This is a genomic window from Streptomyces sp. NPDC001700 (assembly GCF_053596435.1).
Map to the genome: position 1 here is coordinate 1 of NZ_JBSFGE010000068.1, position 8453 is coordinate 8453.

General features: G+C 72.7%; 8 protein-coding genes. 3 read left to right on the forward strand and 5 right to left on the reverse strand.

What is annotated here, in order from left to right; translation table 11 throughout:
• Positions 1 to 178: 178 nt before the first annotated feature.
• The 3 genes from ACWC5C_RS41900 to ACWC5C_RS41910 all read right to left on the reverse strand — a co-directional run bounded on the left by ACWC5C_RS41900 (position 179) and on the right by ACWC5C_RS41910 (position 2639).
• Positions 179 to 1009, reverse strand: coding sequence for a purine-nucleoside phosphorylase (locus ACWC5C_RS41900; RefSeq protein WP_450884595.1), 831 nt, complete (start codon positions 1007 to 1009; stop codon positions 179 to 181).
• Between the two features lie 103 nt (positions 1010 to 1112).
• The gene (locus ACWC5C_RS41905) at positions 1113 to 2048 is read right to left on the reverse strand and encodes a hypothetical protein (RefSeq protein ID WP_450884597.1); all 936 of its coding nucleotides are present in this window, start codon (positions 2046 to 2048) and stop codon (positions 1113 to 1115) included.
• Between the two features lie 153 nt (positions 2049 to 2201).
• Positions 2202 to 2639 (reverse strand): gamma-glutamylcyclotransferase, encoded by a 438-nt coding sequence (locus ACWC5C_RS41910; protein WP_123100215.1) that lies wholly within the window; start codon positions 2637 to 2639, stop codon positions 2202 to 2204.
• A 108-nt stretch (positions 2640 to 2747) separates the two neighbouring features.
• Here ACWC5C_RS41910 and ACWC5C_RS41915 point away from each other — a divergent pair, with 108 nt between their 5' ends.
• Both ACWC5C_RS41915 and ACWC5C_RS41920 read left to right on the forward strand, forming a co-directional pair.
• On the forward strand, positions 2748 to 4193 hold the full coding sequence (locus tag ACWC5C_RS41915) for an NAD(P)H-quinone dehydrogenase (RefSeq protein WP_385449106.1): 1446 nt from the start codon (positions 2748 to 2750) through the stop codon (positions 4191 to 4193).
• A gap of 162 nt (positions 4194 to 4355) precedes the next feature.
• Complete coding sequence (locus ACWC5C_RS41920; protein WP_450884599.1) at positions 4356 to 5339, forward strand: DeoR/GlpR family DNA-binding transcription regulator; 984 nt, start codon at positions 4356 to 4358, stop codon at positions 5337 to 5339.
• 28 nt (positions 5340 to 5367) lie between these two features.
• Here the strand turns inward: ACWC5C_RS41920 and ACWC5C_RS41925 are convergent, their stop codons facing one another.
• Complete coding sequence (locus ACWC5C_RS41925) at positions 5368 to 5967, reverse strand: TetR/AcrR family transcriptional regulator (RefSeq protein ID WP_450884601.1); 600 nt, start codon at positions 5965 to 5967, stop codon at positions 5368 to 5370.
• A gap of 162 nt (positions 5968 to 6129) precedes the next feature.
• Between ACWC5C_RS41925 and ACWC5C_RS41930 the strand changes: the two genes are divergently transcribed.
• On the forward strand, positions 6130 to 7305 hold the full coding sequence (locus ACWC5C_RS41930) for an alpha/beta hydrolase (protein ID WP_450884603.1): 1176 nt from the start codon (positions 6130 to 6132) through the stop codon (positions 7303 to 7305).
• A gap of 71 nt (positions 7306 to 7376) precedes the next feature.
• Here the strand turns inward: ACWC5C_RS41930 and ACWC5C_RS41935 are convergent.
• Positions 7377 to 8453, reverse strand: a 1077-nt coding sequence (locus ACWC5C_RS41935) for an ATP-binding protein (RefSeq protein ID WP_450884605.1), incomplete at its 5' end; no start/stop codon positions are given.

Sequence of the window (8453 nt, forward strand, 5' to 3'; positions counted from 1 at the left end):
CTCCCCGCTCACGCGGTGCGCTCCCTTACCGGGGCGGCGGTGCCGCGCGGGGTTTCCGCATCGCGCGGGGCGAGGCGGTCGTGGGTGCCGGGGGTCCCCGGACCCCGGGTCCGCCTGGGCGGAGCCCCGGCGGGGGGTTTGGGGGGCGGAGCCCCCCAAGACCTCAGCCCCCCGACAGTCAGAGGCGGTGCAGCACCTGGGCCAGGAGCGTGCCCATGCGGGTGGCGGAGTCGCGGCCTGCCTGGAGGACCTCTTCGTGGTTGAGGGGTTCGCCGGTCATGCCCGCGGCCAGGTTCGTGACCAGGGAGATGCCCAGCACCTCGGCGCCCGCCTCGCGCGCGGCGATCGCTTCGAGGGTGGTGGACATGCCGACCAGGTCGGCCCCGATGGTGCGGGCCATGGTGATCTCGGCCGGGGTCTCGTAGTGCGGGCCGGGGAACTGGGCGTAGACGCCCTCTTCGAGGGTGGGGTCGACCTGCTGGCAGAGGGCGCGCAGCCGGGGGGAGTAGAGGTCGGTGAGGTCGACGAAGTTGGCGCCGACGATGGGGGAGGCGGCGGTGAGGTTGAGGTGGTCGCTGATCAGGACCGCTTGGCCGGGGCGCATGCCTTCGCGGAGGCCGCCGCAGCCGTTGGTGAGGATGATGGTCTTGCAACCGGCGGCGACGGCGGTGCGCACGCCATGGGCGACGGCGGCGACGCCGCGGCCTTCGTAGTAGTGGGTGCGGCCGAGGAAGACGAGGGCCCGCTTGTCGTCCAGCTGGTACGAGCGGATGGTGCCCGCGTGGCCCGCGACGCCGGGCGGCGGGAATCCGGGCAGCTCGGTGACGGGGAACTCGTGCTCCGGGCTGCCGAGCGCGTCGGTGGCGGGGACCCAGCCGGAGCCCAGGACGAGGGCGACGTCGTGGGTCTCCGCACCGGTCAGCTCGCGCAGGCGCGTGGCGGCGGCGTCGGCGGCGGCGTGGGGGTCGGCGGGGGCGCCCTGGCTGTCCCAAGAAACAGATGCGTTCACGCGCACGAGGGTAGCCCCTCCTGGCCTACGCGCGTAGACGGCCTCCGGGGGTGGTGTTCGGATCGTTGCGAACGAGGCGCGAACGACGCGCGAGCGGGGCGCGCTACGCGGGGGCGGCGAGGCGCTCGTACGGCTGGGAGAACCGTTCCAGCGGATCGCCGTCGGCGTTCCAGGGCCAGGCGGTCACCACGCCCCCGGTGGCGCGCAGGGCCGTCGCGGCTTCGGTCATGCGGCCGGACCTGACCAGGGCGTACGCGAGGACGTTGAGGTCCGCGAGGGTCGCCGCGTGGTGGAGGAAGCCGGGGCGGGGCCACTGCTGGGCGGCCTGGTCGAGGACCGGGGCGACCCCCTCGCGCCGCCAGTGCTCCCCGGAGCTGATCGCCTCCATGCCGCCGGTGGCCATGGCGCGCTGGTGGTTGCGGACGATCGCGGTCAGCTCCAGGGCGGCGGCGGGGGCGTCGGCGGGCATGCGGCCCCGGACCGAGTCCAGCAGGTCGAGGAGCTGTACGGCGGAGCCGCACTCATCGGGGGACAGATACCCGAGGACCTGCAGGTGCGCCTCGCGGTTCCACGGGTCGCGGGCCATGATCTCCTGCCAGATCGCCGACAGCTCGCGGTGCGGTCGCCGCTCGCGGCGCAGGGTGGCCAGGTGCACGACGTACGGGGTGGGGTCGGCGGGGACCAGCTCGGCGGCGAGGCGGCAGGCCTCGCGGGCCTCGCTCAGGTCGGTCTCGGCCCGGACCAGGTCCGACCAGGCGTGCAGCAGCAGGGCTCCCTGGTCGCGGGGGTGGTGACGCCGCCAGATCCCGGGCAGCGCCCGCCCCGCGGCGGCGGCGAGTACGGAGAGCCGGTGGCCCTTGCGGTCCCAGTCCTGACCGGCGTCCTCGACCACCCGGGAGACCTGGGCGATCACCGTGGTGTCGAGGTCGCCGCGGTCCCAGCTCGCGTCGAGGCGTTGCCGGACCCGGCCGAGGGCGGTGTCGTCGAGTTCGGGGACCAGACGAGGACGGCTGCCCTTACGGCGCCTGAAGACGGGCATATCGGTCGGCTTTCGGTGGTGGTGATCGCGATCAATCCGCATCCTCGACCGGGTGCCGCTCGGGTGAACAGGGGGACGGCCACATCGGCACGATGGTTTCACCAGCCGCGCGCAAGCGGAACGTGCCGCCCGCAAGCGGAACGCGAGCGGACGTCAGCAGGGGCGCTTGCGTAGCTCCATGACGTAGTCGTGCGGCGCGCCCGCGGATTCGGCGGCGTCGGCGATCTCGCCGAGGTAGCGGGCGGAGGGCAGGCCGCCCTCGTAGCCGTTGAGGACGTACAGCCAGGCGGGCTCCTCGCCGTCCAGAGTGTGGACGCGGATCCGCATGCGGCGGTATATGTCCAGCCCCACGCCCTCCCAGCGGTCCATGGAGTCCTCGTCCATGGGCGCGATGTCGTAGAGGGCGACGAAGACCTGCGAGCGCGGGGCTTCGACGATGGTGGGGAGGGCGCCCTCCCAGCCCATCTGCTCCCCGCCGAAGGTCAGGCGCCAGCCGGTGATCCAGCCTGTGCCGCGCAGGGGTGAGTGCGGTGCGCGGCGGGACATCAGCCGCGCGTCGAGGTTGCCGGCGTACGCGGCGTAGAGCGACATGGATCAGAGGGTACGGGAGAGGGGTGGAAGCGCTCTTGGGGTGGCGGGTTCGTATGAGGATGCGCACTCGAACCCCCGGGCGGAAGCCTAGCGGGTGGGTACGGGACAATGGAGCATGTGACTCGGATCGTGATCATTGGTGGCGGACCCGGCGGCTACGAGGCGGCGCTGGTCGCTGCCCAGCTCGGCGCGGAGGTGACCGTCGTCGACTGCGACGGTCTGGGCGGAGCGTCGGTGCTGACCGACTGCGTGCCGTCGAAGACGTTGATCGCCACGGCTGAGGTGATGACGACGTTCGACTCTTCGTACGAGGAGTTGGGCATCATCGTCGCCGATGACACCCCGCCGCTGGAGCAGACGGCCCGGGTGGTGGGCGTGGACCTGGGCAAGGTGAACCGGCGGGTGAAGCGGCTGGCGCTCGCGCAGTCGCACGACATCACGGCCTCCGTCACGCGCGCCGGCGCGCGGGTCATGCGGGGGCGCGGACGGCTGGAGCCCGCGCAGGCGCCGGACGGATCGCGGAAGGTGATCGTCCGGGCGGTGGACGGCTCCGAGGAGACCCTGGTCGCGGACGCGGTGCTGGTGTCGACCGGCGCGCACCCCCGGGAGATCCCGGACGCGCAGCCGGACGGCGAGCGCATTCTGAACTGGACGCAGGTGTACGACCTCGATGAGCTGCCCGAGGAGCTGATCGTGGTCGGGTCCGGTGTCACGGGCGCCGAGTTCGCGGGCGCGTACCAGGCGCTGGGCTCCAAGGTCACGCTGGTCTCCAGCCGGGACCGGGTGCTGCCGGGCGAGGACCCGGACGCGGCGGCGGTGCTGGAGGACGTCTTCCGGCGGCGCGGGATGAACGTGATGTCGCGGTCGCGGGCCGCGGCCGTGAAGCGGGTCGGGGACCGGGTGGAGTGCACGCTCGCGGACGGGCGGGTCATCACCGGCAGCCACTGTCTGATGGCCGTGGGCTCGATCCCGAACACCGCGGACATGGGCCTGGAGGAGGCCGGGGTCCGGACGAAGGAGTCCGGGCACATCCTGACCGACAAGGTGTCGCGCACCAGCGCGCCGGGCGTGTACGCGGCCGGTGACTGCACCGGCGTGTTCGCGCTGGCGTCGGTGGCGGCCATGCAGGGCCGGATCGCGATGTACCACTTCCTGGGCGACGCGGTCACGCCGCTGAACCTGAAGACGGTCTCGGCGAACGTCTTCACCGACCCCGAGATCGCCACGGTCGGCTACTCGCAGGCCGATGTGGACGGGGGGAAGATCGACGCCCGGGTGGTGAAGCTGCCGCTGCTGCGCAACCCGCGCGCGAAGATGCAGGGCATCCGGGACGGCTTCGTGAAGATCTTCTGCCGCCCGGGCACCGGCATCGTGGTCGGCGGTGTGGTGGTCGCGCCGCGCGCGAGCGAGCTGATCCACCCCATCGCGCTGGCGGTCGACAACAACCTGACGGTGGAGCAGATCGCGAAGGCGTTCACCGTCTACCCGTCGCTGTCCGGCTCGATCGCCGAGGTGGCGCGGCAGTTGCACACCCGTAAGTCGTCTGAGGGGTAGTCCGGACGAGTCCCCGGGGTGTGAGGTGCGCCCCTTATAGCAGCTCGCGCCCGCGCAGATGAACAACTTCTGCTAATTAGTGCAAGCTGCTGAAAACAGACAGTCGTTGGCGTTACTGTCAGTTTCGTGTTCGCTGCAGAACGTCGCCAATTGATCCTTGAAATGGTGCGCGCGAACGGAGCGGTGTCGCTCCGTGAGCTCGCCCGCGTCGTCCAGACCTCCGAAGTGACCGTACGGCGTGATGTGCGGGCCCTGGAGGCAGAAGGACTGCTCGACCGCCGGCACGGCGGTGCGGTGCTGCCGGGCGGATTCACCAGGGAGTCCGGCTTCCCGCAGAAATCCCATCTAGCGACCGCGGAGAAGACGGCGATCGCCGATCTCGCGGCCGGTTTCGTCGAAGAGGGCGAGGCCGTCGTGGTCGGCGCCGGTACGACCACGCAGGAGCTGGCCCGCCGGCTCGCGCGGGTCCCCGGGCTGACCGTGGTCACCAATTCCCTGCTCGTCGCGCAGGCGCTGGCGCATGCCAACCGGGTCGAGGTCGTGATGACCGGCGGCACGCTGCGCGGCTCCAACTACGCGCTGGTCGGCAGTGGCGCCGAGCAGTCCCTCCAGGGGCTGCGGGTCTCGCGCGCCTTTCTGTCCGGCAGCGGGCTGACCGCCGAGCGCGGGCTGTCCACGTCCAACATGCTGTCGGCCAGCGTCGACCGGGCACTGGTCCAGGCCGCGGCGGAGGTGGTGGTGCTCGCCGACCACACCAAGCTGGGCACCGACACCATGTTCCAGACGGTGCCCACCGATGTGATCACGCGGCTGGTGACCGACGAGCCACCCGCCCAGGACGACCGCGCGCTGACCGAGCTGCAGGCCCTGGCCGACCAGGGCGTGCAGATCGCGGTAGCGGGGCCGGGCGCGGGATCCGGCTCGGCCGGTGGCGAGGGCGGCGGCCCGCCGGGCGCGGCGCGCCAGGCGGGGCGGCTGGGCTCCCCGGCCCCGCGGACCGGTGAGGACGGGCTGCCCGTGCCCGGGCCGCGCCGCAATCCGCACGGCCAGGCTCCCGGCTCCGGCCAGCTGCGCAGCGCGGCGTCCCTGCCCGAGCAGCAGTCGGGCGGTGGGCGGGTGGCGGATCTGGCGCCTCGGCGGCGCTGAGATCGCGGCACGGCGTGGGGCGGCCGGTTCAGTGCGCCTTGAGTCCGGTGAAGGTCAGGGCGAGCAGCCGGTCCGCCAGCTCCGGGTCGTCCGGGGACTGTTCCACGGCCAGCGCGATGGCGTTGGTCAGCTGCATCAGGTCGGCGATCACCACGTCCGGCCGTACGGCACCGGCCTGCTGGGCGCGGGCGAGCAGTTCGCTGCCCGCCTCGCGCAGCGGCAGTCGGCAGCCACGGGACAGCTCCGAACTCTCGTCGCCCGAGCACGCCATCAGGGCCTGTGCGAGGCCGCGGTAGGTGCTCGCGTGGTGGACGATCGCCCGCAGCCAGTCCACCAGCGCGGTGCACGGCTGGGGCGCCTTCGCCAGCTCGCGGGAGTGCGCCAGCAGGGCGTTCATCTCGCCCTGGAAGACGGCGCCCATGAGCGCGGTGCGGTTGGGGAAGTGCCGGTAGAGCGTGCCGATGCCGACGCCCGCGCGGCGCGCGATGTCCTCCAGCGAGGCATCGGTGCCGTGCTGGGTGAAGGCGGTGCGCGCCTCGCCGAGCAGCCGCTCGTAGTTGCGCCGCGCGTCGGCACGCATGGGCCGGGGGAGCGGTGGCGTCTGCGCCGGGGCTGTCTCGGTCGCCATCGCGGTCCTCCCTGCTGTGCCTTGCGGTACCTGCCTGTAGGTCAAGCATGCCATTACGTCACATCGGGGTGGCGGAGACCGTCAGCTCCGGCGCGGGAGAAGGCGGAAACGGATGAGGAGGGGGAAACGGATGCGGATCAACGTCCGCGCCCGGCAACGCCCATGGGACTGACCAGTCGATCGCTGGAGTGGGTGCTGAGCGCTGCCGCCGTGGTGTGCGCCGCGCTCACCGTCTGGCTGTGGCCGCGCTTCGCCGGGCGCGGGGTGCGGGCCTGGGCGGGCAGGCTCGGGTCGCTGGTGCTGACGCAGTGCGCGATGGTCGCCGCGCTGGCGGTCGTGGTCAACGCGCACTTCCAGTTCTACGGGTCCTGGGACGAGCTGCTGGGCCGGGGCGACGAGGCTCCCGCCGCGCTCTCGGACGTACCCGGCGGCGGGGCGGGCGCGGGTGGGGCCTCCGGGGCGCTGGTGCGGCCCGCGCCGCCGCAGGGTCTTGACCGGGTGCACGGGCTGCCGGGCGGGCCGCCGGAGCGGGCGGGCAAGGTCGAGTCGGTGCGGATCACGGGCCGCCGCAGCCAGGTGGCCACGCCCGCGTACGTCTATCTGCCGCCGCAGTACTTCCAGCGGCAGTACGCCCGCCAGCGCTTCCCCGTCGTCGTCACGGTCAGCGGCTACCCCGGCGGGTCGTTTCTGCTGGCCCAGCATCTGCGGGTGCCGCAGACAGCGGGAGAGCTGATCCGCCGGGGGACGGTGCAGCCGACCGTAATCGTGATGGTCCGGCCGACGATCGCCCCGCCACGGGACACCCAGTGCGTGGACGTCCCCGGCGGGCCACGGGCCGAGACGTACTTCGCCGAGGATCTGCCCGAGGCGCTGACCCGCCACTACCGGATCGGCCACGACCCCAGCGCCTGGGGCGTCCTGGGGTACTCCTCGGGCGGCACCTGCGCGCTCGAACTGGCGATGCGGCATCCCCGCGTCTACTCCGCGGCGGCCGCCCTCTCGCCCGACTACCGCGTGGTCAACGACCCGACCACCGGGGACCTGTTCGGCGGCGGTCCGGCGGGTGAGCGCCGCAAGCGGGAGCACGACCTGATGTGGCGGCTGCGGCACCTGCCACGGCCCGAGGTGTCGGTGCTGGTGGCCTCCAGCCGCCGGGGCGAGTCGAATTACGGTGCGACCCGGTCGTTCCTGGCCGCCGTACGGCCGCCGATGCGCGCCCAGTCGATCATCCTCGACCGGGGCAGCCATAACTTCCACACCTGGCGGCGCGAACTGCCCACGGCGCTGCGCTGGATGAGCGAGCAGCTGACCTTCCCGCAGGATGTGGTGCGCCGCTAGGGCCTGGCAGCGCGCGGGCCCCGGCCGTCGGGAGGACGGCCGGGGCCCGGATGCGTGCTACGGAGCGGGTGTCAGTCCTTGATCTCGCAGATGACCGAGCCCGAGGTGATCGAGGCGCCGACCTCGGCGCCCAGGCCCTTGATGGTGCCCGCGCGGTGGGCGTTGATGGGCTGCTCCATCTTCATGGCTTCCAGGACGACGACGAGGTCGCCCTCGGCCACGGTGTCGCCCTCGGCGACGGCCACCTTGACGATGGTGCCCTGCATCGGGGAGGCGAGGGCGTCGCCGGAGGCGGCGGAGCCGCCCTTCTTGACCGCCTTGCGCTTGGGCTTCTTCGACCCGGCGGCCGGGGCGCTGGCCACGCCGAGGGAGGCGGGCAGGGAGACCTCGAGCCGCTTGCCGCCGACCTCGACGACCACGGTCTCGCGCCCGATGGCCTCGTCCTCGTCGGTGGCGGCGGGGGCGGCGGCGAAGGGGGTGATGGTGTTGTTGAACTCGGTCTCGATCCAGCGGGTGTGGACCGTGAACGGGTCGCTGGTGAAGGCGGGGTCGGTGACCACGGCCCGGTGGAACGGGATCGCGGTGGCCATGCCCTCGACCTGGAACTCCGCCAGCGCGCGGGCGGCCCGCTGCAGGGCCTGGGTGCGGGTGGCGCCGGTGACGATCAGCTTGGCCAGCAGCGAGTCCCACGCCGGGCCGATGACGCTGCCGGACTCCACGCCCGCGTCCAGCCGCACGCCCGGGCCGGTCGGCGGGGCAAAGGTGGTGACGGTGCCGGGGGCCGGGAGGAAGTTGCGGCCCGGGTCCTCGCCGTTGATGCGGAACTCGAAGGAGTGGCCGCGCACCTGCGGGTCGTCGTAGCCCAGTTCCTCGCCGTCGGCGATGCGGAACATCTCGCGGACGAGGTCGATGCCGGAGACCTCTTCGGTGACCGGGTGCTCGACCTGGAGGCGGGTGTTGACCTCCAGGAAGGAGATCGTGCCGTCGAGGCCGACGAGGAACTCGACGGTGCCCGCGCCGACGTATCCGGCTTCCTTGAGGATGGCCTTCGACGCCCGGTACAGCTCGGCGTTCTGCTCCAGGCTCAGGAACGGCGCGGGGGCCTCCTCCACGAGCTTCTGGTGGCGGCGCTGGAGGGAGCAGTCACG

Coding starts and splice junctions, on each gene's coding strand:
- ACWC5C_RS41915 (WP_385449106.1), top strand. CDS start 2,748: ATGGAGCATGTGACTCGGATCGTGATCATTGGTGGCGGACCCGGCGGC.
- ACWC5C_RS41905 (WP_450884597.1), bottom strand. CDS start 2,048: ATGCCCGTCTTCAGGCGCCGTAAGGGCAGCCGTCCTCGTCTGGTCCCC.
- ACWC5C_RS41925 (WP_450884601.1), bottom strand. CDS start 5,967: ATGGCGACCGAGACAGCCCCGGCGCAGACGCCACCGCTCCCCCGGCCC.
- ACWC5C_RS41910 (WP_123100215.1), bottom strand. CDS start 2,639: ATGTCGCTCTACGCCGCGTACGCCGGCAACCTCGACGCGCGGCTGATG.
- ACWC5C_RS41930 (WP_450884603.1), top strand. CDS start 6,130: ATGGGACTGACCAGTCGATCGCTGGAGTGGGTGCTGAGCGCTGCCGCC.
- ACWC5C_RS41920 (WP_450884599.1), top strand. CDS start 4,356: ATGGTGCGCGCGAACGGAGCGGTGTCGCTCCGTGAGCTCGCCCGCGTC.